General features: G+C 72.6%; 17 protein-coding genes and 1 pseudogene. 12 read left to right on the top strand and 6 right to left on the bottom strand.

Features of this window, described 5'->3' with window-relative positions; genetic code table 11:
- Positions 1-170: 170 nt before the first annotated feature.
- The gene (locus tag CES90_RS40330) at positions 171-2,126 is read right to left on the bottom strand and encodes an APC family permease (RefSeq protein ID WP_189787791.1); all 1,956 of its coding nucleotides are present in this window, start codon (positions 2,124-2,126) and stop codon (positions 171-173) included.
- Entirely contained in the window at positions 2,123-2,260 is a 138-nt protein-coding gene (locus CES90_RS40325) for a hypothetical protein (protein ID WP_189787792.1), read from the bottom strand. Before CES90_RS40325 ends, CES90_RS40330 begins: the two co-directional genes overlap by 4 nt.
- 113 nt (positions 2,261-2,373) lie before the next feature.
- Here CES90_RS40325 and CES90_RS40320 point away from each other — a divergent pair, with 113 nt between their 5' ends.
- The 3 genes from CES90_RS40320 (at position 2,374) to CES90_RS50515 (ending at position 3,489) form a co-directional block, all read left to right on the top strand.
- The gene (locus tag CES90_RS40320; protein WP_229914406.1) at positions 2,374-2,640 is read left to right on the top strand and encodes a hypothetical protein; all 267 of its coding nucleotides are present in this window, start codon (positions 2,374-2,376) and stop codon (positions 2,638-2,640) included.
- Positions 2,641-2,707: 67 nt separating this feature from the next.
- Positions 2,708-2,992, top strand: coding sequence for an SDR family NAD(P)-dependent oxidoreductase (locus tag CES90_RS51440; RefSeq protein WP_208921574.1), 285 nt, complete (start codon positions 2,708-2,710; stop codon positions 2,990-2,992).
- 80 nt (positions 2,993-3,072) lie between these two features.
- Positions 3,073-3,489, top strand: coding sequence for an SDR family NAD(P)-dependent oxidoreductase (locus CES90_RS50515; RefSeq protein ID WP_332836411.1), 417 nt, complete (start codon positions 3,073-3,075; stop codon positions 3,487-3,489).
- A 71-nt stretch (positions 3,490-3,560) separates the two neighbouring features.
- On the opposite strand, the gene CES90_RS40305 is transcribed toward CES90_RS50515, so the two are convergent.
- Positions 3,561-4,517 carry a formylglycine-generating enzyme family protein gene (locus CES90_RS40305; protein WP_444545340.1) on the bottom strand — a complete coding sequence of 319 codons (957 nt, stop codon included), beginning with the start codon at positions 4,515-4,517 and terminating at the stop codon, positions 3,561-3,563.
- A 120-nt stretch (positions 4,518-4,637) separates the two neighbouring features.
- Between CES90_RS40305 and CES90_RS40300 the strand changes: the two genes are divergently transcribed.
- From CES90_RS40300 to CES90_RS40260, 9 genes are all read left to right on the top strand, one after another.
- Positions 4,638-5,852, top strand: a complete 1,215-nt coding sequence (locus tag CES90_RS40300) for an NAD(P)/FAD-dependent oxidoreductase (RefSeq protein ID WP_189787794.1) — start codon at positions 4,638-4,640, stop codon at positions 5,850-5,852.
- A complete protein-coding gene (locus CES90_RS40295) occupies positions 5,849-6,148 on the top strand; it encodes a (2Fe-2S)-binding protein (RefSeq protein WP_189787795.1) in 300 nt (99 codons plus the stop codon). Before CES90_RS40300 ends, CES90_RS40295 begins: the two co-directional genes overlap by 4 nt.
- A complete protein-coding gene (locus CES90_RS40290; RefSeq protein WP_189787796.1) occupies positions 6,138-7,544 on the top strand; it encodes an FAD/NAD(P)-dependent oxidoreductase in 1,407 nt (468 codons plus the stop codon). Before CES90_RS40295 ends, CES90_RS40290 begins: the two co-directional genes overlap by 11 nt.
- A gap of 53 nt (positions 7,545-7,597) precedes the next feature.
- Entirely contained in the window at positions 7,598-8,488 is an 891-nt protein-coding gene (locus CES90_RS40285; RefSeq protein ID WP_189787797.1) for a dihydrodipicolinate synthase family protein, read from the top strand.
- A 25-nt stretch (positions 8,489-8,513) separates the two neighbouring features.
- Positions 8,514-9,515, top strand: a complete 1,002-nt coding sequence (locus CES90_RS40280) for a proline racemase family protein (protein WP_189787798.1) — start codon at positions 8,514-8,516, stop codon at positions 9,513-9,515.
- A gap of 32 nt (positions 9,516-9,547) precedes the next feature.
- Complete coding sequence (locus tag CES90_RS40275; protein WP_189787799.1) at positions 9,548-10,219, top strand: GntR family transcriptional regulator; 672 nt, start codon at positions 9,548-9,550, stop codon at positions 10,217-10,219.
- Positions 10,220-10,310: 91 nt separating this feature from the next.
- Positions 10,311-10,847 carry an NUDIX hydrolase family protein gene (locus tag CES90_RS40270; protein ID WP_189787800.1) on the top strand — a complete coding sequence of 179 codons (537 nt, stop codon included), beginning with the start codon at positions 10,311-10,313 and terminating at the stop codon, positions 10,845-10,847.
- Positions 10,848-11,033: 186 nt separating this feature from the next.
- Positions 11,034-19,391 (top strand): type I polyketide synthase, encoded by an 8,358-nt coding sequence (locus tag CES90_RS40265; RefSeq protein WP_208921572.1) that lies wholly within the window; start codon positions 11,034-11,036, stop codon positions 19,389-19,391.
- Positions 19,388-20,878: a tryptophan 7-halogenase gene (locus CES90_RS40260; RefSeq protein ID WP_189787802.1), complete on the top strand. Its 1,491-nt coding sequence runs from the start codon at positions 19,388-19,390 to the stop codon at positions 20,876-20,878. The genes CES90_RS40265 and CES90_RS40260 overlap by 4 nt, the downstream gene beginning before the upstream one ends.
- Positions 20,879-21,172: 294 nt before the next feature.
- Here CES90_RS40260 and CES90_RS40255 read toward each other — a convergent pair whose 3' ends face one another.
- The 3 genes and pseudogenes from CES90_RS40255 to CES90_RS40240 form a co-directional block, all read right to left on the bottom strand.
- A complete protein-coding gene (locus CES90_RS40255; RefSeq protein ID WP_189787803.1) occupies positions 21,173-22,639 on the bottom strand; it encodes a tetratricopeptide repeat protein in 1,467 nt (488 codons plus the stop codon).
- A gap of 185 nt (positions 22,640-22,824) precedes the next feature.
- Positions 22,825-23,482, bottom strand: a pseudogene (locus tag CES90_RS40250) (cellulose binding domain-containing protein); the annotation flags it as partial.
- 386 nt (positions 23,483-23,868) lie between these two features.
- The gene (locus tag CES90_RS40240) at positions 23,869-24,642 is read right to left on the bottom strand and encodes a carbonic anhydrase (protein ID WP_189787804.1); all 774 of its coding nucleotides are present in this window, start codon (positions 24,640-24,642) and stop codon (positions 23,869-23,871) included.
- Positions 24,643-24,711: the final 69 nt, after the last annotated feature.

Genomic DNA, 24,711 nt, shown 5'->3' with positions numbered 1-24,711 from the left:
GGGGACTTGGAATTCGGGCATTCGGGGTGGGGCGTTCGAGTTGTCGCCGTAGGGGTTTCCGTGGTTGGTCGGCTGCGGGTCGTCCGTGGCTTGTCGCGCCCACGCGGCGGAGCCGCATATCGGCACAGCCCCGCGCCCCTTAGGGGCGCTCCCCCCCTGGCCCTTGTTTGTTAGGGAACCCGGTACGGCAGGATCGTCACCGCCACCGATGGGAGTTGCTCCAGGGTGTGGACCAGGTGTTCGGCTGTGCCGCTGTGGAGGAGGCGGCCGAGGATCGTGCGGTAGGTGCGGTGTGGGATGAGGAGGGTCAGGGCCGTGCGGCCGTCGGCGGTGGTCTCGGTGGCGAGGCGGGTCAGGGTATGGGCGACTCGGCGGTCGGGGCAGTCGACGACTTCGAGGGGGACGTCTGTGGCGTGAGTGGCTCGCCAGCGCCGGGTCAGGTGGTGGGCGCGGGTGGTGTCGACGGCGACGTGGACGGCCCGTACCTCGTCCGGGCGTAGTTCGTGGGCGTAGCGCAGGGCGTGGAACGCCGCCGGGTCGAAGGCGTCGACGAGGACCAGGACCACGTGGTGTCGCCAGCGGGGGCGGTCGCTGTGTTCGGCCGGCGGGAGGGCCGCCAGGGCAGCCGATTCGGCGCGGTATTCGCGGTTGACGCGGACCAGGGCCCAGACGCCGACGGGGAAGACGACCACGACCAGCCAGGCGCCCTCGGTGAACTTGGTGACGGCGAAGATCAGGACGACTGCGGCGGAGACGGTCGCGGCGGTCGCGTTGACGGCGATCTTCCATGTGCGGCCCGGTTCGCGGCGCCGCAGATGGTGGGCGGTGAGTCCGGAGCCGGTCATGGTGAACGCGGTGAACACGCCGATGGCGTAGAGCGCGACGAGCTTGTCGACGTTCGCGTCGGTCACCAGCAGAAGGGCGAGCGCGACGGCGGAGAGGGTGATGATGCCGTTGGAGAAGGCCAGCCGGTGTCCCCGGCGGGTGAGCGGGCGGGGCAGGAAACGGTCCTCCGCCACGAAGCTGGCGAGGTACGGAAAGCCGGTGAAGGGGGTGTTGGCGCCGGTGTAGAGGATCACGGCCGTGGCCAGCTGGACGAAGACCAGGCCCGCGCTGCCCCACGAGTCGCCGCCGAAGACGAGGTGGGCCTCCTGGGCGATGACCGTGGGGGTGCCGTCCGTGTAGGGGGTCGCGTGGGTGAGGTGGGCGAGGCCCGAGACGCCCAGGACCAGGACGCCGAGCACGCAGCTCATGGTGATCAGTGTGCGGCGTGCGTTGCGGCCCTGTGGCTCCCGGAAGACGGAGATGCCGTTGGAGATCGCCTCCAGGCCGGTCAGGGACGAGCCGCCGTTGGCGAACGCCCGGAGCACCATGAACAGCGAGGCGCCGTACAGCCAGCCGTCCCCCGCCGTGCCGACGGGCACGGTGCCGCTCGCGTGGAGGTCGGCGTGCGGCAGGTCGCCGAAGGCCCAGCGGGCGATCCCGATGACGAGCATCAGCCCCACGGCCGCCATGAACAGGTAGGCGGGCAGGGCGAACATCCGGCCGGCCTCACGCAGTCCGCGCAGGTTGCCGTAGGCGAGAAGCAGGACGACGCCGATGCTGATGGGGAGTTGGAGGTGGTCGATGCCGGTCCAGTCGTCGCCGATCAGATGGGCGAGGGAGATGATCGCGTTCGTGCCCGCCGAGACCTGGACGGCGACCGTCACGACGTAGTCGACGAGGAGGGCGACCGCCGCGACCTGGGCGATGTCGGGTCCCAGGTTCTCGCGGGCGACGACGTAACTGCCGCCCGCCCGCGTGTAGATCATGACGACGTCGCTGTAGCAGAGCGTCAGCAGCACGAGGACGAACAGGATGGCGCCGGTCACCGGCATCAGCAGGGTGAAGGCGGCGACGCCGACCACCGGGACCAGCACCCGCAGCATCTCCTCGCTGCCGTACGCCGAGGAGCTGAGGCAGTCCGACGCCAGCACCCCGAGGGCGGTCCGGTTGTCCAGTTTCTCCTTGGCGATCCGCTCGGTGACCAGGGGCGGGCCCAGGACGAGGCACTTGAGGCGGTAGCCGTACGACTCGGGTGGATCGGGGGCGGGTGGCAGGGGGTCGCGGGCCACGGAGTCGGTCATGCGGCCATCACACCCGCGTACGGGGCGACTTCCCAGAGGCCACCCCGGTGCTCGGCCGAGCGGGTGATGTGGGGCGTGATGTGGGGCGGGATGTGGGTGCCGCTCGGGAGGGCGACTTCCGCCTTCCCATTCATCGTTGGTTAATCAGCCCGCATAACCAGGGTTGAAGCGGGATCGGACACTGTTGCGTCAACTGCGACACCGGCGGACGCGTCAGCCTTGGACGCCCCACGGAAAGGACCGGTCCATGAAAGCCTCGGAAACCACCCCGACCGACATCTCCGCAACCGACATCTCCTCTGCCGGTATCTCCCCCACCGGCTTCTTCCCGACCGGTGGAATCCTTGTTCTCGCGGACGTCCTCTCCGGCAGGCTCGCCGCGAGCCCGGCGGTGGCGTCGGCCGATCGAACCGCCGGCCCGCCCGACGTGGTGGCGCCCTCGCGGTCGGAGCGGCGGCCGCTGCCCCGGTGCCGGTTCGTCGTCGACGACATGGTCCAGGGGCTCGGACTCTGAGTACGCTCCTCGCCATGAGACTGCGCAGAACACACGTTCCCTGGACGTCGGTTCGACCCATGTGATCGTGACCGGCGGGTCGAGCGGCATCGGCCTGGCCACGGCCCGGCTGCTCGCGGCACGTGGTGCGAAGCTGTCGCTGATCGCACGGGGAGCGGAACGCCTGGAGGCGGCCGTGAAGACGGTCTCGGCCGCCTCGCGAGCGGTCGACGTGGCCGACCGGGTGGCCCTCACCCGTGCCATCACCGAACTGGAGGCGGAACAGGCGCAGCCCTGCGACATCCTGATCACCTCGGCGGGGCTCGCCCGCCCGGGGCACTTCCTGGAGCTGTCGGACGAGGTCTTCCGGTAGATGATGGAGGTCGACTACTTCGGCACGCTGTACGCCCTGCGGGCCGTCGCCCCCGGCATGGTGGAACGCGGTACGGCAGCGTGGTCGCGGTGTCGTCCGCCGCCGGACTGCTCGGCATCTTCGGCTACAGCGCGTACGCACCGGCCAAGTTCGCCGTGCGTGGGCTGATGGAGTCGCTGCGGGCCGAACTCGTACCGCACGGGGTGCACGTCGGTGTCGTCTTCCCGCCGGACGTGGACACCCCGCAGCTCGCCGAGGAGAACCGGTGGAAGCCGGAGGAGACCCGGGTGGTCGGCGGAACGAACAAGCCCCTCACGGCGGAACAGGTCGCGGCGGCGATCGTACGGGGTATCGATCAGCGGCGTTTCATGATCTGCCCGGCTCCGGGCCCGCGGGCGCTGGCCCGGTTCGGCGGCGTCCTCATGCCGTTCCTCAACCGCGAGTTCGACCGCAGGGTCAGGGCGGTCCACAGGTCGACGTCCACGACCAAGGCCTGACCCGCGCTCCCTCGGGCCGGTGAATCGGCGTTCGTCTGTTCAGACCGTCGTCTGTTCAGAGCTTCGTCTGTTCAGAGCGTCGCCGCGACGCGGAAGCCGATGTTGCCGGCCGAGCTGTCGGGGGTGTTGGAGGAGCGGGCGGCCACCCGGTAGCGATTGCAGTAGGAGGCGTGGCACATGTGGGAGCCGCCGCGCATGACGCGCGAGGGGCCGTCCGGGGGGCCGGTGGGGTCGGCGCGGGGGCCGGTCCGGTGGAAGTCGGGGCTGAAGTGGTCGGCGCACCACTCCCAGACGTTGCCGACGGTGTTGTGGAGGCCGTAGCCGTTGGGGGCGAAGGCGTCGGCGGGGGCTGTGGAGCGGTAGCCGTCGGCGGCGGTGTTGTGGGTGGGGAAGGTGCCGCGCCAGATGTTGCAGGTGGGGCGGCCGTCGGGGGCGAGGTCGTCGCCCCAGGGATAGCGCTTCTGTTCCAGGCCGCCGCGGGCCGCGTACTCCCACTCGGCCTCGGTGGGCAGCCGGGTCCCGGACCAGGCGCAGTAGGCCTGCGCGTCATTCCAGGAGACGTGCACGACGGGGTGGTCGAGGATCGCGTCGACGCAGGAGCCGGGGCCTTCCGGGTGCCGCCAGGTCGCGCCTCGGACGCCGCGCCACCACGGGGTGCCGGGGACGCGTGGGGAGAGGGCGAGCAGGTCGTCGGCGAGGAAGCCCTCGAAGACGAAGGAGAAGTCGAAGTGCTCGGCCTCCGTCACATGGCCGGTCGCGTCCACGAAGGCCGCGAACTGTTCGTTGGTGACGGTCGTCGCGGCGATCCGGAACGGGCTCAGCTCCACCTCGCGGACCGGGCCCTCGCCGTCCGCGGGGTAGCCGACCTCGTCCTCGGTGCCCATGAGGAAAAGGCCGCCGGGGAGTTCCAGCAGCCGTTCGGTGTGCCGCGCCTTCTGTGGTTCAGCCGAGGTCATGTCCCTCGGCACCTCCGACGGCACAGCCACCGGCTCCCGACCGGGGGCGCAGCAGGGCCTGTCGTGTGCCATCGCGTGGTCCTTCGAGGTGACTTGTGCCGGGGCGTGCAGGGTAGCCCGACGGCGCCGACGGCTCGCACGCCGGGGTTTCGCGGTATTCCCGTGCACAGCACCATGTGACATAGTACTGGCGTGACCGAGCGACTGACCTGCGACGTCGTGGTTGTCGGAGCGGGAATGGTGGGCGCGGCCTGCGCCCTGTACGCGGCCCGGGCGGGGCTGGCCGTCACCGTGGTGGACCGCGGCCCGGTGGCGGGCGGCACGACCGGCGCCGGCGAGGGCAACCTCCTGGTCTCCGACAAGGAACCGGGCCCGGAGCTCGAACTCGCCCTGCTGTCCAACCGGTTGTGGGCCGAGCTGGCCGCCGAGCCGGGTCTCGGCCCGGCGTTCGAGTACGAGGCGAAGGGCGGCCTCGTCGTCGCCTCCACCCCGGACGGGCTCGGCGCCCTGGAGGACTTCGCGGCCGGGCAGCGTTCCGCCGGGGTCACGGCGGAAAGCGTCGCCGCCCATCAACTCACCGACCTGGAGCCCCACTTGGCACCCGGCCTCGCGGGCGGCGTGCACTACCCGCAGGACGCCCAGGTCATGCCCACCCTGGCCGCCGCCCATCTCGTACGGGCCTCCGGCGCCCGTCTGCTCACCGGCCGCACCGTGACCGAGGTGCTGCGCGCGGCCGACGGCACCGTACGCGGCGTGAGAACCGACCGGGGCGACATCCACGCACCGGCCGTCGTGAACGCCGCCGGCACCTGGGGCGGCGAACTGGCCGCGCTCGCCGGAGTCGGTCTGCCCGTCCTCCCCCGGCGCGGCTTCGTCCTCGTCACCGAGCCGCTCCCGCCCCTGGTGCGGCACAAGGTGTACGCCGCCGACTACGTGGCCGACGTGGCCAGCGACTCGGCGGCACTCCAGACCTCCCCGGTCGTCGAGGGCACGGCCGCCGGGCCGGTGCTGATCGGGGCGAGCCGGGAGCGCGTCGGCTTCGACCGGTCGTTCTCGCTGCCCGTCGTAAGGGCGCTGGCGGCGGGCGCCACCCGGCTGTTCCCCTTCCTGGAACGGGTGCGGGCGATGCGGACGTACCTCGGCTTCCGGCCGTACATGCCCGATCATCTGCCCGCGATCGGGCCCGATCCCCGGGTACCGGGGCTGTTCCACGCCTGCGGCCACGAGGGCGCCGGGATCGGGCTCGCCACCGGCACCGGGCGGCTGATCGCCCAGGTACTCGGCGGGAAGACGCCCGATCTCGACCTGACGCCGTTCCGGCCGGACCGGTTCGAGGAGCACGAAGAGGACTACGAAGGTGACGAAGGTGACGAAGGTGACGAGGGGGACGAGGGGGACGCGGCATGAACCCGCTGGAACTCGCGGAAGCGGAACCGGGGCCCGCCTTCACCGTCACGTTGGACGGTCGTGAGATCGACGCGCTGCCCGGTCAGACGGTCGCCGCCGCGCTCTGGGCCGCCGGGGTCACGTCCTGGCGCACCACCCGGGGCGAGGGTCGGCCGCGCGGGGTCTTCTGCGGCATCGGTGTCTGCTTCGACTGCCTCGTCACGGTCAACGACCGCCCGGGTCAACGGGCTTGTCTGGTCCCGGTCCGGCCGGGAGACGCGATCCGCACCCAGGAGGGGACGGGCCATGAACGCTGAGGAACCCCGTCTCGCGGTGATCGGCGCGGGCCCCGCCGGGCTCGCAGCGGCGCTGGCGGCGGCCGGGCGCGGCGTACGGGTCACGCTGGTCGACTCCGCGGAGGCTCCCGGTGGCCAGTTCTACCGGCAGCCCTCGGCCGGGCTCGGCGCGCGGCGGCCGGAGGCCCTGCACCACCAGTGGCGGACCTGGCGGCGGCTGCGCGAGGGCCTGGATCAGTACATCGCCGCCGGACGCGTCGGCCACCGGGCGGACCACCACGTCTGGTGCGTCGAGCGGGAACCCGAGGGCTTCACCGTGCACGCGCTGCTCGGCCCCGAGCAGGAGAAGCCGGCCGTGGTTCACGCGGACGCCGTCCTCCTCGCGACGGGCGGCTACGAGAAGGTACTCCCCTTCCCCGGCTGGACCCTGCCCGGCGTCGTCACCGCTGGGGGCGCGCAGGCCATGCTCAAGGGCGGGCTCGTGGTGTCGGGCCGTACGGCGGTCGTCGCCGGGACCGGTCCGCTGCTGCTGCCGGTGGCGACGGGGCTCGCGGGGGCCGGTGTCACGGTGGCCGCGCTGGTGGAGTCGGCGGATCCGAAGGCGCTCGTACGACGGGCCGGGGCGCTGGCGGGCCGGGCGGACAAGCTGGCCGAAGGCGCCGGGTACGCGAGGGAGTTGCTGCGCCGCCGGGTGCGGACGCTGGTACGCCACACCGTGGTCGAGGCGCACGGCACGGACCGGCTGACGGCCGTGACCGTCGCCGCGCTCGACGCCGAGGGGCGCGTCCGGCCCGGCACCGAGCGGCGCACCCCCTGCGACACGCTCGCGGTCGGACACGGCATGCTGCCGCACACCGACCTCGCCGAGGCGCTCGGCTGCCGGATCATCGGGCCGAACGTCCACGTCGACGAGGAGCAGCGCACCGACGTGCCGGGCGTCTGGGCGGCGGGTGAGACCACCGGCATCGGCGGCGCGGCCCTCGCGCTCGCCGAGGGGCACATCGCCGGGCGGTCGGCGGCGGCCCGGCTGCGGGGCCGGGATCCCGACCCGCGGGAGTGGGCGGCGGCCGCCAAGTCCCGTGCGGCGCTACGGGGGTTCTTCGCCACGCTCGACTCCGTGTACGCGCCGCCGGCGCACTGGACCGAGCAGGTCACGGATGCCACCGTCGTCTGCCGGTGCGAGGAGGTCACCGCCGGGGCGGTCCGCGAGGCTGTCGGCGAGCTGGGCGCCGGGGACGTACGGACCGTGAAGCTGCTCACCCGGGCCGGAATGGGCTGGTGCCAGGGGCGCGTGTGCGGGCCCGCCGTCGCGGGGATCGCCGGGTGCCCGGAGAGCGTGGGCCGGAGGCCGTTCGCACGGCCGGTGCCGCTGGGGGTGCTGGCGGATCAGAACGGCGACCAGGCAGAGGCCCGGTAAGACCAGACAGAGGCCAGTAATATGTCACACCCTACTCAGATGGGATGCCCCTCATGACCGAGCACCGCCCGTGGCACGGCGTTCTCGTCGCCACCGCCCTCCCCCTGCGGGACGACCTGTCCGTCGACTACGACCGGTACGCCGAGCACTGCGCCTGGCTGGTCGAGAACGGCTGCGACGGTGTCGTACCGAACGGTTCGCTCGGCGAGTACCAGGTACTGACGCCCGAGGAACGGGCCAAGGTCGTCGAGACGGCGGTCGCGGCGATCGGCGGCTCGCGGGTGATGCCGGGGGTCGCCGCGTACGGGTCCGCCGAGTCCCGGCGCTGGGCCGAGCAGGCGCGGGACGCGGGCTGCGCGTCGGTGATGCTGCTGCCGCCGAACGCGTACCGCGCCGACGAACGCTCCGTGCTCGCCCACTACGCGGAGGTCGCGAAGGCGGGTGTGCCGATCGTGGCGTACAACAACCCCATCGACACCAAGGTCGACCTCGTCCCCGAGCTGCTGGCCAAGCTGTACGGCGAGGGGTACATCCAGGGTGTGAAGGAGTTCTCCGGGGACGTCCGCCGCGCCTACCAGCTCGCCGAACTCGCCCCGGAACTGGACCTGTTGATCGGGGCGGACGACGTCCTGCTGGAGCTCGCGCTGGCGGGCGCCAAGGGCTGGGTCGCCGGGTACCCGAACGCGCTGCCGGCCGCGACCGTGGAGCTGTACCACGCGGCGGTGGACGGCGACCTCTCGACCGCCAAACACCTCTACGCGCAGCTGCACCCGCTGCTGCGCTGGGACTCCAAGGTCGAGTTCGTGCAGGCCATCAAGTTGTCCATGGATGTCGTGGGCCGCCATGGCGGACGCTGTCGTCCACCCCGGGTGGAGCTGCTGCCGGAGCAGGAGGCCGCGATCCGCGCGGCCACCGAGAAGGCCGTCGCGACGGGGCTCGCGTAACTCGGGCGGGAAGGGAGACCGGCTCATGCGCAGCAAACTCGTCCTGCACGCCGTCGACTCGCACACCGAGGGCATGCCCACCCGGGTGATCACCGGCGGAATCGGCACGATCCCCGGCGCGACCATGAACGAGCGTCGGCTGTGGTTCCGTGAACACCGCGACGACGTCAAGCAGTTGCTGATGAACGAGCCGCGCGGGCACGCGGCGATGAGCGGCGCGATCCTGCAGCCGCCCACCCGCCCCGACTGCAACTACGGCGTCGTCTACATCGAGGTTTCCGGCTATCTGCCGATGTGCGGCCACGGCACGATCGGGGTCGCGACCGTGCTCGTCGAGACCGGCATGGTCGAGGTCGTCGAGCCGGTGACCACGATCCGCCTCGACACCCCGGCGGGGCTGGTCGTGGCCGAGGTGGCGGTGGAGGACGGCGCGGCGAAGGCGGTCACCCTGCAGAACGTGCCGTCCTTCGCGGTCGGCCTCGACCGCAAAATCGCACTCGCCGACGGGCGGACGGTGACATATGACCTCGCGTACGGCGGCAACTTCTACGCCATCCTGCCGCTGGAGCAGTTCGGGCTGCCCTTCGACCGCTCCCGCAAGGACGACATCCTCGAGGCGGGCCTGGCCCTGATGGACGCGATCAACGCCGAGGGGGAGCCCGTCCACCCCGAGGACCCGTCGATCCACGGCGTCCACCACGTCCACCTCCATGCCCCCGGCGCCACCGCCCGGCACTCCCGGCACGCGATGGCCATCCACCCCGGCTGGTTCGACCGCTCACCCTGCGGTACGGGCACCAGCGCACGTATGGCACAACTGCACGCGCGGGGCGAACTGCCGCTGCACACCGAGTTCGTGAACGAGTCCTTCATCGGCACCCGGTTCACGGGACGGCTGCTCGGCGAGACCGAGGTGGCCGGCGTACCGGCCGTGCTGCCCAGCTTCACCGGCCGCGCCTGGATCACCGGCACGGCCCAGTACCTGCTCGACCCGTCCGACCCGTTCCCGGCCGGCTTCGTCCTCTAGTCCGTCTTTCGGTTCGTTGTCTGGAGAGTCCCATGGCCTCGTCCGCCCTGGCCCTGCCCACGCTGGGCGGCAAGAAGCGCAGCTACCGCGAGCGGGTCGCCGACGCGCTGCGGGCCGCGCTGATCGCCGGTGAGCTGCGGCCGGGCGAGGTGTACTCCGCGCCGGCGCTCGCCGCCCGCTTCGGCGTCTCGGCGACACCGGTGCGCGAGGCCATGCTGGATCTGGCCAAGGAGGGACTGGTCGACACCGTGCCCAACAAGGGGTTCCGGGTCACCGAGGTCACCGAGAAGCAGCTCGACGAGTACACCCATCTCCGCTCGCTCATCGAGATCCCGACCACCGTCGGCCTGGCCGGGACCGCCGACCCGGTCTCCCTGGAGGCGCTGCGGCCCGCCGCCCGGGAGATCGTCGCCGCCGCGGCCGCCGGGGACCTCATCGCGTACGTCGAGGCCGACACCCGCTTCCACCTCGGTCTGCTCGCCCTCGCGGGCAACGCGCACCTCGTCGAGGTGGTCGGCGACCTGCGTAAACGCTCACGGCTCTACGGTCTCACCGCCCTCGTCGAGGCCGGCCGGCTGCTGTCCTCCGCCCAGGAGCACCTGGAACTCCTGGACGCACTCCTCGACCGCGACGAGGACGCCGTACGGGCGGTGATGACCCGGCATCTGGGTCATGTGCGGGGGATGTGGGCCGCCCACGACTGATCGTCGGCGGGGCGCATGTGATCGCCGAGAGCCGGGAATGTGTGATCGGAGCGACGCGCACACCCGATGACGATGAAAGTATGATCAGCCAATGTCTGACTTGACCGAAACCACGCCCGGCTGGCTGAGTTCCGACGAACTCGAATCGGCGCGCGCCCGGATGCCGATCCTGTACGTCGAGGCCGTGCCCGTGCGCGTCGACGACAGCGGCGAAGTCACCAGCATCGGCCTGCTGCTGCGCATCGGCCCGGACGGAACGGTCAGCCGCACGCTGGTCTCCGGCCGCGTGATGCACCACGAGCGGGTGCGCGACGCCCTGCTGCGTCATCTGGAGAAGGACCTCGGCCCGGTGGCGCTGCCCCGGGTCCCGGCCGCGCTCCAGCCCTTCACCGTCGCCGAGTACTTCCCGACGCTGGGCATCACGCCGTTCCACGACCCGCGCCAGCACGCGGTGTCCCTCGCGTACATCGTCCCGGTGTCCGGCGACTGCCGTCCCCGGCAGGACGCGCTCGACCTGGTGTGGTTCAGCCCGCAGGAGGCCGCGTCGGAGTCGGTCCAGAGCGAGATGCCGGGCGGCCAGGGAGTCCTGCTGAAGCAGGCCCTGGCACATGTGGGCTGCCTGTCGTAGGCCGCCGGGCCGGTTGACGGGTGAGGTGAGCGGGCGGCGCCTCCGCGTGCCGCCCGCCGGTCCGAAACGCCGGTCGTCGCGACGCCGCGAAGATCCATCAGGAACCCCCTACCCTCAACTCCGTTGCTCCGTAAGGAGATCGACGGTGTTGGGAGCGGGCCCCTCGTGGGCCGGGGAGGCGGCGACATGGAGCACGACGAGTTGATACGGCCGCTGCCGGAGCTGCTGAAGGCGCACGCCGCGGCAGCGCCCTCGCGGGTGGCGTTCGCCGACGACGTGCGCGGTGTCACGTATGCCGAGTTGGAGCGGCGTACCGGGCTGCTGGCCGCGTATCTCGCCCGTACGGGGCTGGCACGTGGTGACCGGGTCGCGATCTGCCTCGGCAATCGCGTCGAGATGGTGGAGAGCGTCCTCGCGGTCCTCCGTGCCGGAGCGATCGGGGTGCCCCTCAATCCCCGCTCCTCCGATGCCGAGCTCGCCCACTTCCTTCAGGACAGCGGTGCCTCGGTCGTCGTCACCGACTCCGCGCAGCTCGCGCGACTGCACCGCCTCGCCGCTCCCGGAGAGGCCCGTCCGCGTGTACTGCTGACCGGTACGGGGCCGGTTCCCGTGGACGCCCCCGAGGGCACGGTCCTCTTCCGGGCCGTGGCGGAGGGCGACGGGGCACCCGCCGACCCTATGGCTCCGGCGCCCCGGGACGACCTCGGCCTCGACGAGCCGGCCTGGATGCTCTACACGTCCGGCACCACGCACCGCCCCAAGGGCGTGCTGTCCACGCAGCGCGCCGCCCTGTGGTCGGTGGCCGCCTGCTACGCCCCGATCTTCGGGCTCTCGGCGGAGGACCGGCTGCTGTGGCCGCTGCCGCTGTTCCACAGTTTCGGGCACTCCCTCGTGATCCTGGGTGTCACCGCGGTCGGCGCGAGCGCCCGGATCACCGGCGAACTCCTCCCGCCGGACGGCCTGTGGCGGGAGCTGCGCGCCCCGCACGAGTCCCTCGGCGGTCCTTTCACCGTGCTCGCCGGGGTGCCCGCGACCTACCACCGGCTGGTGGCCGCGGCGGCCGAGGACTCCTCGGTCGCCTCGCCGCCACCGAGCATGCGGACCTGTCTCGTCGCCGGTGCGCCGAGTTCCCCGGAGTTGCGGCGGGCGGTGGAGGAGGCGCTGGGCGCGCCCCTGCTCGACGCGTACGGCAGCACCGAGACCTGCGGCATGATCGCGGTGAACCGGCCGGACGGCCCCAGGGTCGACGGTTCCTGCGGGCCCCCGGTCCCGGGTGTCGACGTACGGGTCGTCGATCCGCGTTCCGGCAACGATGTCGGGGACGGCGCCGAGGGCGAGATCTGGGTGCGGGGGCCGGGCCTCATGACCGGCTACCACAACCGGCCCGAGGCAACCGAGGCGGCGCTGAGGGACGGCTGGTACCGCACCGGCGACCTCGGCCGCCGCGTCGCACACGGCCATCTGATCCTCACCGGCCGGGTCAGTGAACTGATCAACCGCGGCGGCGAGAACATCCACCCCACCGAGGTCGAACAGGCCCTGCTGCACAGCCCCGGTGTGACGGACGCGGTCGTCGTGGGCCGGGCGCACGAGGTGCTCGGCGAGGTCCCGGTGGCCTTCGTCGTCCCCGGAGCGGAGGGGGTCGATCCGCAGCGTGTACTGGCCGCGTGCCGCACCCGGCTGGCCGAGTACAAGCTGCCGGTCGAGATCCATGAGATCGCCGCCGTCCCTCGTACGGCGTCCGGCAAGATCGCCCGGCACGCGGTGGTCCTGCCGGAGCCGTCCCGGCCCGTCGCCGGGCCCACCACCACGACCACTGCCGACGAGGGTGCCCTGCGGGGGCGGCTGCTGTCCCTGCCGCCGGAGGGACGGGAGCGGGCGCTGCGTGAGGCGGTGCTCGCCGAGACGGCCGAGGTGTGCGGCGGCGTCCCGTACGAACGGCTGGACGCCGAGAGCCCGTTCACCGATCTCGGACTGACGTCCGCCGGTGCCGTCGCGCTGATCGAGCGGCTCGGCGCGGCGACCGGACTGCGGCTGCCCTCGACGCTGGTGTACGACCGTCCCACCCCGGCGGAGCTCGCCCGGTACGTCCACAGCACCCTCTTCGGCACGATGCCCGACGCCGGGCTGCGGGCCGGGGCGGCGGGGTCCACGGACGACGACGATCCGGTGGTGATCGTCGCCATGGGCTGCCGCTACCCCGGTGACGTCCACTCCCCCGAGGACCTGTGGCGGCTGGTGTCGGAAGGCCGGGACGCCACCTCGGGCTTCCCCACCGACCGGGGCTGGGACCTGTCCGCCCTCCACGACCCCGACCCGGACCGGCCCGGCACGTCGTACACGAACCGCGGTGGATTCCTGCACCGGGCCGCGGAGTTCGACGCGGGGCTGTTCGGGATCTCGCCGCGCGAGGCACTGGCCATGGATCCGCAGCAGCGGCTGCTGCTGGAGACGTCGTGGGAGGTCTGGGAGCGGGCGGGCATCGACCCGGCCGCATTGCGGGAGAGCGACACCGGGGTGTTCGTCGGGGTGATGCACGGCGACTACTCCGCCCGCCTCGACCGCAGCGACCTGGAGGCGCATCTCGGGCTGGGCTCGGCGGGCAGTCTGGCCTCCGGCCGGATCTCCTACGTGTACGGGCTGCGCGGGCCCTCGATCACGCTCGACACGGCCTGCTCGTCCTCGCTGGTGGCGCTGCACTGGGCCGCGCGGGCGCTGCGCTCCGGCGAGTGCGCGCTGGCCCTGGCGGGCGGGGTCACCGTGATGGCGACGCCCAAGCCGTTCACCGCGTTCAGCCGGCTGCGGGGGCTGTCGCCCGACGGCCGCTGCAAGTCGTTCGCGGCCTCGGCGGACGGCACCGCCTGGGCGGAGGGCGCCGGACTGGTGCTGCTGGAGCGGCTCTCCGACGCCCGGCGAGGCGGTCACCCGGTGCTGGCCGTGCTGCGTGGCTCCGCCGTCAACTCCGACGGCGCGTCCAACGGGCTCACGGCCCCCAACGGCCAGGCCCAACAGCGCCTGATCACCTGGGCGTTGACCGAGGCCGGACTCCACCCCGACGAGGTGGACGCGGTGGAGGCGCACGGCACGGGCACCACGCTGGGCGACCCCATCGAGGCGGCTGCCCTGCTCGCCACGTACGGGCAGGGGCGGACCCCCGAGCGACCCCCGCTGTGGCTGGGGTCGGTCAAGTCCAACCTCGGGCACACCCAGGCGGCCGCCGGGGTCGCCGGGGTCATCAAGATGGTGCAGGCCATGCGGCACGGGGAACTGCCCCGGACCCTGCACTCCGAGACCCCCTCACCCCACGTCGACTGGGCCTCCGGCCGGGTGGAACTGCTCACCGCCGCCCGGCCATGGCCCTCGACGGCCGCCCGTCCGCGCCGGGCCGGGGTGTCGGCCTTCGGCATCGGCGGGACCAACGCGCACGTGATCCTGGAGGAGGCGCCGCAGCCGCCTTCCGGCACCGCGCCACCACCGCCTTCCCGCACCGCGCCACCACCGCCTTCCCGCACCGCGCCACCACCGCCTTCCGGCACCGCGCCACCACCGCCTTCCCGCACCGCGCCACCACCGCCTTCCCGCACCGCGCCACCACCGCCTTCCCGCACCGCGCCACCACCGCCTTCCGGCACCGCGCCGCAAGCCACGGCCCTGTCGATGCCCTGGCTGCTCTCCGGCGCCGATGAAGATGCCTTGCGTGCTCAGGCCAGGCGGCTGGCGGAGCATCTTGTGGCGCGGCCCGAACTGTCGTCGGCCGACGTCGGTTCCTCCCTGGCCGTGTCGCGGTCGGCGCTGACCCACCGGGCGATGGTGCCGACCGGCGACCGGGCGCGGATGCTCGCGTCACTGGAGGCGCTCGCCGGGGGCACCGGCAGCGTCGGCATCGAGCGGGCGGTCGCGGATCCGGGGCTCCGTACGGCCTTCCTCTTCACCGGCCAGGGAGCCCAACGCGCCCGTATGGGAGCCGGGTTGCGGGCGGCCTTCCCCGCCTTCGCCACGGCGTACGACGACGTCTGCCGGGCACTGGACGGCCGGCTCGAACGCCCGCTGGACGTGGCGCTCTCCGCCGAGCCGGGTTCGCCGGAGGCCGCCCTGCTCGACCGTACGGACTTCACCCAGGCGGGACTGTTCGCCTTCGAGGTGGCGCTGTTCCGGCTGCTGGAGTCCTGGGGAGTACGCGCCGACTTCCTGGCCGGGCACTCCGTGGGCGAACTCACGGCGGCCCACGTCGCCGGCGTTCTGGGCCTCGCCGACGCGGCGACGCTCGTCGCGGCCCGTGGCCGGCTGATGCACGCCCTGCCCGAGGGCGGCGCGATGGTGGCGCTGCACGCGATGGAGGAGGAGGTTCGCGCGGCGGTCACGGAAGCGGGGCCCCAGGTGGCGATCGCCTCGGTCAACGGGCCGCGCTCGGTGGTGATCTCCGGCGTACGGGACGCGGTACTCGCCGTCGCCGCCGGCTTCGAGGCGCGTGGCCGGAGGACGGTACGGCTGGCAGTCGGCCACGCCTTCCACTCACCGCTGATGGAGCCGATGCTCGACGACTTCCGCCGGGTCGCCGAGGGGCTCACCTTCCGGCCGCCCCGCATCCCGGTGATCTCCACGGTCACAGGCCGTCCCGCCGATGCCGAGGAGTTGTGCTCCCCGGAGTACTGGGTGCGGCACGTCCGGGTGCCGGTGCGGTTCGCCGACGCCGTGCGGTGGCTGGGCGGTAGTGGGGTGTCGGCGTTCCTGGAGATCGGCCCCCGTCCGGCGCTCATCGGCGCGGCCGAGGAGTGTGTGACCGGCGACCCGGACGACGGGCCCGGCCCTCTCTTCGCCGCCGCCTCCCGTGAGGGCGAGCGCGAGTCGGAGACCCTGCTGTCCGCCGTGGCGCGGCTCCATGTGCGCGGGGTGCGCGTCGACTGGCCCGTGGTGTGCGCGGACACCGGTACGCGACGCGTGGACCTGCCGACGTACGCCTTCCAACGGCAGCGGTACTGGCTCGACGGGCAGCGCCACCTGGGCGGCCCCACGGCGGACCCGCACAGTCATCCGCTGCTCGGGCCGGCCTTCACGGTGCCGGACACCGACCGGACCGTGTTCTCGGGCCGTCTCTCCCCCACGACCCATCCATGGCTCACCGACCATGTGATCGGCGGGTCGGTCCTCGTCCCCGCGACGGTGTTCGTGGAACTGGCCGTCCGTGCGGGCGACGAGACCGGCTGCGGCACGCTCGACGAACTCGTGATCCTCGCGCCGCTCGCCCTGCCCGCCGCCACAGGCGTGCATCTCCGGGTCGTGGTGGGCCCGGCGGACGGCTCCGGCCGACGACCGGTCGACATCCACTCCCGGCCCGAGACGCCCGTCGACGACGACACGGAACCCACGTGGACCCGGCACGCGACGGGGCAGCTGGTCGACGGGGCGGCACGGGCCTCGACACCTGAGCCGGATACGGGCCTCACGGTGTGGCCGCCCCAGGGCGCGACCGAAGTCGACCTCACCGACGCCTACGACACCCTCGCGGAGGACGGTCTCGCCTACGGCCCGGCCTTCCGGGGCGTACGGGCAGCATGGCGGCGCGGCGACGAACTGTTCGCGGAGGTACGGCTGCCCGAGGCGGCGGGCGCCGCCCGGTTCGGGATCCATCCGGCGCTGCTGGACGCGGCGGCACACGCCCCGCTGCTGATGGGCGCCGGGGCGGCGGGGCCCGAGGCCGACTCGATCCGGGTGCCGTTCTCCTGGAACGGCATGCGCCTGTACGCGTCAGGCGCGTCGGAGGTACGGGTACGGGTGGCCCCGGCCGGACCGGACAGGGTCGCGCTGACACTCGCCGACCCGGCGGGCCGCCCGGTGGCCCGGGTGGACTCGCTGACCACCCGTGAACTCCCCGCCGAAGCAGCCGAGTCCGCGCACGATGTGGTGCGACGGGGCCTGTTGCGCCTCGACTGGGAGGCCGTCGAGCCGTCGCTCGGGCACGAGCACCACGCGGAGAGCGGGCGGCGCTGGGAGCTGGTTGGCCCGGACGAGCTGAACCTCCGCGAGTCGCTGTCCGCGCTCACCGAGACGGTCACCCGCGATCCGGACACCGTCGTCGTCACCGCCGTCGGGCCGGCCACGCATGACGATCCGCCCGCCGCCGTACGCCTGCTGACCGACCGGGTACTGCGAACCCTCCAGGACTGGCAGGACGATCCACGGACGCCGGGTTCCCGCCTGGTCGTGGTGACGCGGGACGCCACCGCGCCGGAGCCGGACCTGGCCGGTGCCGCGGTGTGGGGGCTGGTGCGAGCGGCCCAGGCGGAGCTGCCCGGACGCGTCGTGCTGGTCGACGTGGACGGACAGCCCGAGTCCCTGCGGCTGCTCCCGGTGGCCCTGACCACCGGTGATCCCCAACTCCGTGTAGCCACAGGCCAGTTGGCTGCGCCTCGGCTGGCGGCGACCGATGGCCGCCGCCCCGCCTCCGGCACCTTCGACCCGCTCCGCACCGTGCTGATCACCGGCGGTACCGGCGCGTTGGGCGCGGAACTGGCCCGGCACCTCGTCACCTCGTACGGGGTACGCCATCTGCTGCTCACCTCACGCCGTGGACCAGAGGCGCCCGGCGCCGAGGAACTCCGCATCACGCTGGAGGAGTTGGGCGCCGAAGTCGGGATCGTCGCGTGCGACACGGCGGACCGGGCGGCGCTGGCCGAGGTGGTCAAGGGCTGTCGGCCCGAGCCGGGCGCCGTGGTGCACGCGGCCGGGGTGCTCGACGACGGCGTACTGGCGGCGCTGACCCCCGAGCGGATGGCGGCGGTGCTGCGGCCGAAGGTGGACACGGCCTGGCATCTGCATGAGCTGACCAGGGATCTGGAGCTGTCGGCGTTCGTCCTCTTCTCCTCGGCGTCGGGTCTGCTGGGCCGGGCGGGCCAAGCCAACTACGCGGCGGCGAACTCGTTCCTGGACGCCCTCGCCCACCACCGCACCGCACAGGGCCTGCCCGCGATCTCCCTGGCATGGGGCCCCTGGGAACACGGCGGGGGCATGGCGGCCCCCCACCTCCGTGAGCAGCCGCGGAGCCCCGAGACCGGCGGTGACCTGCTGCGGGCCCTCTCCACGGAGCAGGGCATGGCACTCTTCGACGCGGCGATGCGCGAGGGTGTGCCGGTGGCGGCACCGATCCTGGTGGACCGTGCCGCCCTGCGGGCCGCACAGAGCCCCCGGCCCCTGCCACCGCTGATGCGTGGGCCGGTCCGACGCCGCCGCCCGGTCGCCGAGGCCGGACAGACCGCCGTCGGCAGCGGTCCGGGCCAGCAGCCCGGTGAGCCAGAGCTCCTGGAGCCGGGAGCGTGGCGGCAGGTGCTGGCGGAGCTGCCCGCCGCGCGACGCGAAGGCGCGCTCGCGGAGCTGATGCGCGAGGACGTGGCCGCGGTGCTCGGGTATCCGAGTGCCGACGCGCTGCCGGTCGGCAAAACCTTCGACGAGTTGGGCTTCGACTCCCTGATGGCGGTCCAGATCCGCAACCGGCTGAGCCTCGCGCTACGGCTCAGGCTCTCCGCCGCCGTGATCTTCGAGCACAACACGGCGGACGGTCTGGCCCGGCACGTACTCGGTCTGCTCGACCTGCCGCAGTCGACGACAGCCGAGGACTCCACGGCGGAGCACGCCCCCGAGTCCCTCGGATCGATCGACGAGTCAACACCGCGGACCCTGTCCTCGCTCTACCGGCGGCTCTGCGAGGCCGGTCATGTGGTCGCCGCGATGCACATGCTGGTCTCCGCCTCCTGGGCCGTGCCGACCTTCGGCGCGGCCGACAGTAGGCGGCACGCGCTGCCGCCGCTGCGGCGGGCCGAGGGGGCCGGCGACGCTCCGGTAGTGGTCATCGTCAACGGCTTCCATCCCGCGTTCCCCGGTGGAACGGCCGCTCGTTTCCACGACTGTTTCCGGGGCGACCGGGAGGTCCTGGAGTTGCGGCATCCCGGTATCGGTGAGGGAACGGCCGTAGCGGTGGACCGGGAGACACTGGCCCGCACGCACGCCGAGACGGTGCTGCGGCATGTGGGCGACCGGCCCTTCGTGGTCGTCGGCTCGTCCACGGGCGGCGCCGTCGCGCACGTCCTGACCCGGCGGTTGGAGGCCCTGGGCTCCGCTCCCGTCGGCCAAGTGCTGCTCGACACCTATCTCGTCCATCAGGGCAACTTCGGCACGGACTGGCTGCTGGCCCTGCCGGCCACCCTGATCCCGCACTTGGCCGAGGGCCCGTCGACCGGTGACAACGACCACGCCGTCGCGGCGATGGGCGCGTACACGCGCATGTTCCTCGACTGGGATCCGGAACCCGTCGCCACGCCGACCCTGCTGGTCCGGGCCACGCGGCCGACGCCGGAGATGGCGGCGGGCGCGGACGGCGACGCGTGGCGGACGTCCTGGCCGCTCCCCCACGACGCCGTCGATGTCCCGGGCGACCATTTCTCGCTCCAGGGTGAACACGCCCCGGCCACCGTGACCGCGATCCGTACCTGGCTCGCCTCCCTCGGCCACCAGGACTCCCCCTCACCTCTCAGCGCACAAGGAGACCAGTGACTGCCACAGCCGTAGAGGAGTTCGACGCGATCGTCGTGGGCGGCGGCCCAGCCGGGTCGACCGTCGCCTCGGCCGTCGCCCTGCGGGGCCACCGCGTACTGCTGCTTGACCAGCAGACGTTCCCCCGGTACCAGATCGGCGAGTCGCTGCTGCCGTCCACCGTGCACGGGGTGTGCCGCATCCTGGGCGTCGAGGAGGAGGTGGCCCGGGCGGGCTTCAAACTCAAGCGGGGCGGCACCTTCCGCTGGGGGCGGAACCGGGAGCCGTGGCAGTTCTCCTTCGCGCTGTCGCCCCGGCTGTCCGACCCCACCTCGTTCGCGTACCAGGTGGAGCGGGCCCGGTTCGACGCGATCCTCCTCGACAACGCGCGCCGGATCGGCGTGGTCGTACGGGAGGGCTGCCGTGTCTCGGACGTGATCGCCGACGAGGAACGGGTCAGGGGCGTGCGCTGGACCGACCCGGACGGCGCGCCGCGCGAGGCCCGGGCCCGGTATGTCGTGGACGCCTCCGGCAACACCAGCCGGATCCATACGCACGTGGGCGGGAAGCGGACGTACTCCGAGTTCTTCCGGAACATCGCGGTCTTCGGGTACGTCGCCGGGGGCGGGCGGCTGCCGAAGCCGAACGACGGCAACATCTTCTGCGCGGCCTTCGACGAGGGATGGATCTGGTACATCCCGCTCCGGGACGACCTCACGAGCGTCGGGGCGGTGGTGAGCCGGGAGAACACGGCCGCGGTCCAGGGGGATCCGGCGGCGGCCTGGCGACGGCTCATCGACGCGTGCCCCGAGATACGGGACCTCGTCGACGGGGCGCCCCAGGCCACCGAGGCGCCCTACGACCAGGTCCGGATCCGCAAGGACTGGTCGTACTGGAAGTCACAGCTGTGGCGGCCCGGCATGGTCCTGGCCGGTGACGCGGCCTGCTTCGTCGACCCGGTGCTGTCCTCCGGGGTCCATCTGGCCTGTTACGGCGCGCTGCTCGCGGCCCGGTCCATCAACACCTCTCTGGCCGGGACGGTGGACGAGGCCCGCTGCTTCGAGGAGTTCGAGGCCCGCTACCGGCACGAGTACGGCCTGTTCTACGAGTTCCTGATGTCCTTCTACGACATGCACCAGGACGAGCGGTCGTACTTCTGGAAGGCGCGCAAGGTCACCAACGTCCGGACGACGGAGCTGGAGGCCTTCGTGGAGCTGGTGGGCGGGCTGGCCTCGCGGGACGCGGCCCTCGCCGGTCCCACGCAGGTGGGCACGCGGCTGACCGCCGCCGCCACGGATCTCGACGAGGTGGTGGGCCGGCTCCCGGACTCCGACGGACTGCGCAACCCGCTCTACGAGGCGCCCACCTTCCGTCAGACGTTCCGGGAGGGCTCGGTGCTGCAGGAACGGGGCGTGTTCGGCGGGCCGTTGGAGGAGGAGACACCGTTGCGCCCCGGTGGGCTGGTGCCCTCGGACGACGGGCTCGACTGGGTGGCCACCGGCCCCTGACCGGATACGGCGGCACCGGCCCGCTCGGGCCCAGGGGCCGGGTCGGCATGACGCAGCGGCTAGGGCCTGTCGTCACCTTCCCGTCGTCGCCCGGAGGGCGGCCCCGCGCCCGCCGCGGCAGCGGCTGATGTCCGCGTAGGCGCGTGCTCTCGGCGTGCCGGGCATACACCCTCGTACTGGATGTACTCGGGTGTGTGCCCGGTGCGGCGGTGGGGCCCCCTCCCGCTCGAGCGGAGTCGAGCGTGGGGGAGCGTGCATGGCGTCGCGGGGCAGACGGGAAGGTGACGACAGGCCCTAGTGGTCGGCCGCACCCGGCGTCGTCAGGTACGGCCGGTGCAGTTTCCGGCTCAGCATGCGGGCGGCGGGAGCGGCCAGTTCGGCTGCCGTGTCGCGGGCTACGGCCGCTCGGGCCGCCTCGCCCAGGGAGTCGGCGAGTCGGGCCTGGCCGAGCCAGTTGTAGGGGCTGTGGGGGCTCAGGCCCGTGCGTTCACCCAGCAGCCGGCGGGCCAGGTCGTGTCGGTTCGCGCGCAGGGTCGCTTCCAGGAGGGTCCGCTGGATCGCGTCCCGCTGGGCGTGGCTGCCACCGAAGGTGTGCACGCGGCGGCGGATCGGCCAGAGCAGGTCGATCACCGCCGGGTACTCCCCGCGGACGTGGGCGACCAGTGCCTCGCAGACGGGCAGGCCGATCTCGGCGGTCATCACGTGGTTGCTGGTGGGGCGGGTGCCGTCCAGGGTGAGCCGGCGCCGCCGCTCGGCGATGAACTCGTCGGCCGCCTTCAGCCGTCCCGCCCCGGCGAAGGCCATGACGGCGTGTACGTCGTTGAAGGCGTAGTACGGCGGGTCCGCGCGCTCGGCCCACGCGTCGGCCAGGGTCTGCCAGCGGGTGTCCTGGTCGAGGTCGGCGAGGAGGAACCGCCACAACAGGGCCGCGGCGTCGAGGAGTTCCATGACGAACCCGGTCGAGTCCTTGTGGTGCAGTACGGCGTCGTAGATCCGGGTGGCCGTGTCGGTGTCGCCCGCCTCCAGCGCGTAGAGGGCGTAGTGCCACCAGTTGTGGACGGTCAGGAGGGTGCCGCTCGCCCAGTCGTCGAGGCGGGCGTCGAGATAGTCGATGCCCTCGGCGAACCGCCCCTGCATCTCGTGGACGTGCACCACGGCGTGGATGGCCCAGACGTCGCGGGGGTTTCGCTCGACGGCGGCGAGGGCCACTTCCCGGGCGCGGTCGTAGTGGCCCGACTCCTCCAGGCCGAAGGCGTACATGCCCATCAGCGGGCCACGATGGGGATCGTCCGTCTCCCAGGCGGGCAGTGCCCCGCCGATCCTGTCCCGCAGCCGGGTCGCGTCACCGGTGAAGAAGTCGAGCTGATGGCCCACCGCCAGGGCCAGCGGATCACGAGGGCTCTCCACTACGAGGTCCTCCAGAACCTGCGCGGCCCGCCCCATGTCTCCCCCGAGCCAGGCCCGCGCCGCCGCCATGTGCATCCGCTCGCGGCGCGGCAGCGCCGAGTGGTCCAGCCCGGCGCTGAACTCGGCGAACCGGAGCCGGGCCTCGACGGCGTCGCGCGACTCGGTGCCGAGCACGCCCAGGTAGGCCGCGAACGACTGGGCCAGGGGCGAGGCCGGGCACGCCGCGACGGCGTCCTGGACCGCGTCGGGGAAGTCCGGGCGGAAGAACAGCAGCCCCTCCACAGCCCGGTCCAGATGCCCCGCCGCTTCGGCGGTGCACTCGTACAGGCGGTTGCCGTACCGGTCGGTCACCATGGCAGCTCATCTCCGGTGCGCACGCGGCGTCGTTGACGTGTGGCGGCACGACGGCCGTGCCGCCACCATCAAAGCCACCGGCACTCGGCCGGTCCAGCGGGAACGCCCGAAAGCATGGCGAGTTCGCCTCCACGCGCCCGCCCGCGCCACCGTGCGCGCCGCAGGCCGCCGACCGGGACGGACTGTCAGGCGGCGGCGCAGGTACCGCCGTTGAGGGTGAAGGCGGTCGGGGCGGTGTTCGTGGCACCTTTGCTCCCGATGAAGCCGACGGTCACCGAGCCGCCGGCGGGGATGCCGGCCGTGTAGGAGGCGGCGGCCACGCGCACGTCGGCGCCCGTCTGGGTCGGTGTTCCGCCCCACATGTTGGTGATGGTCTGACCGTCGGCGAAGGCGAAGGCGAGCGTCCAGCCGTTGACGGCGGTGGTGCCGGTGTTGCGGATGACGATCTCGCCCTGGAAGCCGCCGGGCCACTCGTTGGTGGCGCGGTGGACGACGGAGCAGGTTCCGCCGGGTGTGTCCTCGGTGGTGATGTTCACCGGGGCCGAGCGGGGCGAGCGGTTGCCGGCCGCGTCACGGGCGTAGACCGCGAAGGTGTACGCGGTGCCGGCGGTGAGGCCGGTCACCGTGACGGAGTTGGTGGTGGACGCGGCGACCCCAGGAGCTGAGCTGGTTGGGGTCGAAGCCGATCGACAGGTCGAGGATCGGGTCGGTGTTGCCGCTCCAGGACCAGGCCAGGTAGCCCAGGTCGAGCTGTTCGGCGGTGGCCATCATCGTGTCCTCGTCGGGGTCGCCCCACTGGTCGGCGGGGCCGCCGAACTCGCCGATGAAGATGGGCAGTTCGGATCGTCAAGGAGTTCCACGAACTGCTGATCACCCGGCGCCGACAACGCCAAACTCGAGGCGCACCACCGCATCCTCATGAACCAACTCGCCTACTCCCGCCTCATGACCACCTCCCTCAGCCAGCCCGGCCGTCCCCCTCCAGTCCGACCGCGAACACCACAACGTCCTCGAACTGATCATGGCCAAGGACGGTGACAGCGCGGAAGGTGTCATGCGCGACCACGTCCGCGCCAGCCGCCTGGCCCTCATGGCGGGCCTGCACGCCATGGGCGGCGCCTGACCTTCTTGGGCCACAGCAAGGGCACCGGGATCAGGCCGCTGACCCCGGCGCCCTTGAAGCGCGGCGAGCACCGTCGTCGAACAGGCCGCGGCGGTAACGGCCGTCGTCAGGCGGACGGCGCGCCGGTGAGGACTTCCACTCGGCCGGTGTCGAGCGAGTAGTAGGCGCTGACCACGGCCAGGGCACCCTTCTTGACCATCGGGGCAAGGTCGGCGTTGGACCGCAGGGCGGCGGAGGTCTGCTTGGTGTGGATGCGGATCATGGCGTCGACCGGGTCGGAATGCTTGCCCTTCGCCGTCTCGTCGTAGGCCGGCTTCAGGGCCTCGGCGATGGCCTGCAGATTGCCGGGCAGTTCCTTGCCCTCCTTCAGTGCCTTGTACGCCGCCTTGATGGCACCGCAGCGCTGGTGCCCGAGGACGACGATCAGCGGGGTTCCCGACGTCATGGGCCCGTACTCGACCGACCCGGTGACCACCGAGTCGACCACCTGCCCGCCGGTGCGCATCACGAAGACGTCGCCGAGGCCGGTGTCGAAGAGGAGCTCCGGCGGCACCCGGGAGTCGATGCAGGAGAGGATCACACCGAAGGGGTCCTGCTCCTCGGCGACGAACTCGCGGCGGCCGGGGTCCCGGTCGGGATGCTGAAGCGTCCCGTCGACCCAGCGCTTGTTGCCGTCCATCAGTCTCGCGAACGCCGCCCAGGGGGAGTCCGGCTGCCCGCTCGCGGCGGCTGAGGAAGCCTTCGCCGCGGCCGCCGTCGTCTCGGTGCTCGCGCGCTTCGCGCTCTCCGTCTTCGACGAACAGCCGGTGATCAGGGCCGCGGTGCCTACCAGCCCTCCGGTGAGGATGGCCCTCCGCTGAAGATGTCCAGTTCCGTGCATGGGTCTTCCGCTTTCAGTTCGTACCGCCGCTTTAGAGCGTTTGACATCGTGAGGGCGCACAGTTGTGGC

The sequence above is a fragment of the Streptomyces capitiformicae genome (genome assembly GCF_002214185.1).
GTDB classification, from domain to species: Bacteria; Actinomycetota; Actinomycetes; order Streptomycetales; family Streptomycetaceae; genus Streptomyces; species Streptomyces capitiformicae.
The sequence above is the reverse complement of the archived record's forward strand: the minus strand, read 5'-3'. Positions and strand labels throughout refer to the sequence as shown.

What these genes read in the sequence shown, in the direction of transcription:
- CES90_RS40330 (WP_189787791.1), bottom strand. Translation starts at nt 2,126, where the DNA reads ATGACCGACTCCGTGGCCCGCGACCCCCTGCCACCCGCCCCCGATCCA.
- CES90_RS40325 (WP_189787792.1), bottom strand. Translation starts at nt 2,260, where the DNA reads ATGAATGGGAAGGCGGAAGTCGCCCTCCCGAGCGGCACCCACATCCCG.
- CES90_RS40320 (WP_229914406.1), top strand. Translation starts at nt 2,374, where the DNA reads ATGAAAGCCTCGGAAACCACCCCGACCGACATCTCCGCAACCGACATC.
- CES90_RS40305 (WP_444545340.1), bottom strand. Translation starts at nt 4,517, where the DNA reads ATGGCACACGACAGGCCCTGCTGCGCCCCCGGTCGGGAGCCGGTGGCT.
- CES90_RS40295 (WP_189787795.1), top strand. Translation starts at nt 5,849, where the DNA reads ATGAACCCGCTGGAACTCGCGGAAGCGGAACCGGGGCCCGCCTTCACC.
- CES90_RS40290 (WP_189787796.1), top strand. Translation starts at nt 6,138, where the DNA reads ATGAACGCTGAGGAACCCCGTCTCGCGGTGATCGGCGCGGGCCCCGCC.
- CES90_RS40285 (WP_189787797.1), top strand. Translation starts at nt 7,598, where the DNA reads ATGACCGAGCACCGCCCGTGGCACGGCGTTCTCGTCGCCACCGCCCTC.
- CES90_RS40280 (WP_189787798.1), top strand. Translation starts at nt 8,514, where the DNA reads ATGCGCAGCAAACTCGTCCTGCACGCCGTCGACTCGCACACCGAGGGC.
- CES90_RS40275 (WP_189787799.1), top strand. Translation starts at nt 9,548, where the DNA reads ATGGCCTCGTCCGCCCTGGCCCTGCCCACGCTGGGCGGCAAGAAGCGC.
- CES90_RS40270 (WP_189787800.1), top strand. Translation starts at nt 10,311, where the DNA reads ATGTCTGACTTGACCGAAACCACGCCCGGCTGGCTGAGTTCCGACGAA.
- CES90_RS40265 (WP_208921572.1), top strand. Translation starts at nt 11,034, where the DNA reads ATGGAGCACGACGAGTTGATACGGCCGCTGCCGGAGCTGCTGAAGGCG.
- CES90_RS40255 (WP_189787803.1), bottom strand. Translation starts at nt 22,639, where the DNA reads ATGGTGACCGACCGGTACGGCAACCGCCTGTACGAGTGCACCGCCGAA.
- CES90_RS40240 (WP_189787804.1), bottom strand. Translation starts at nt 24,642, where the DNA reads ATGCACGGAACTGGACATCTTCAGCGGAGGGCCATCCTCACCGGAGGG.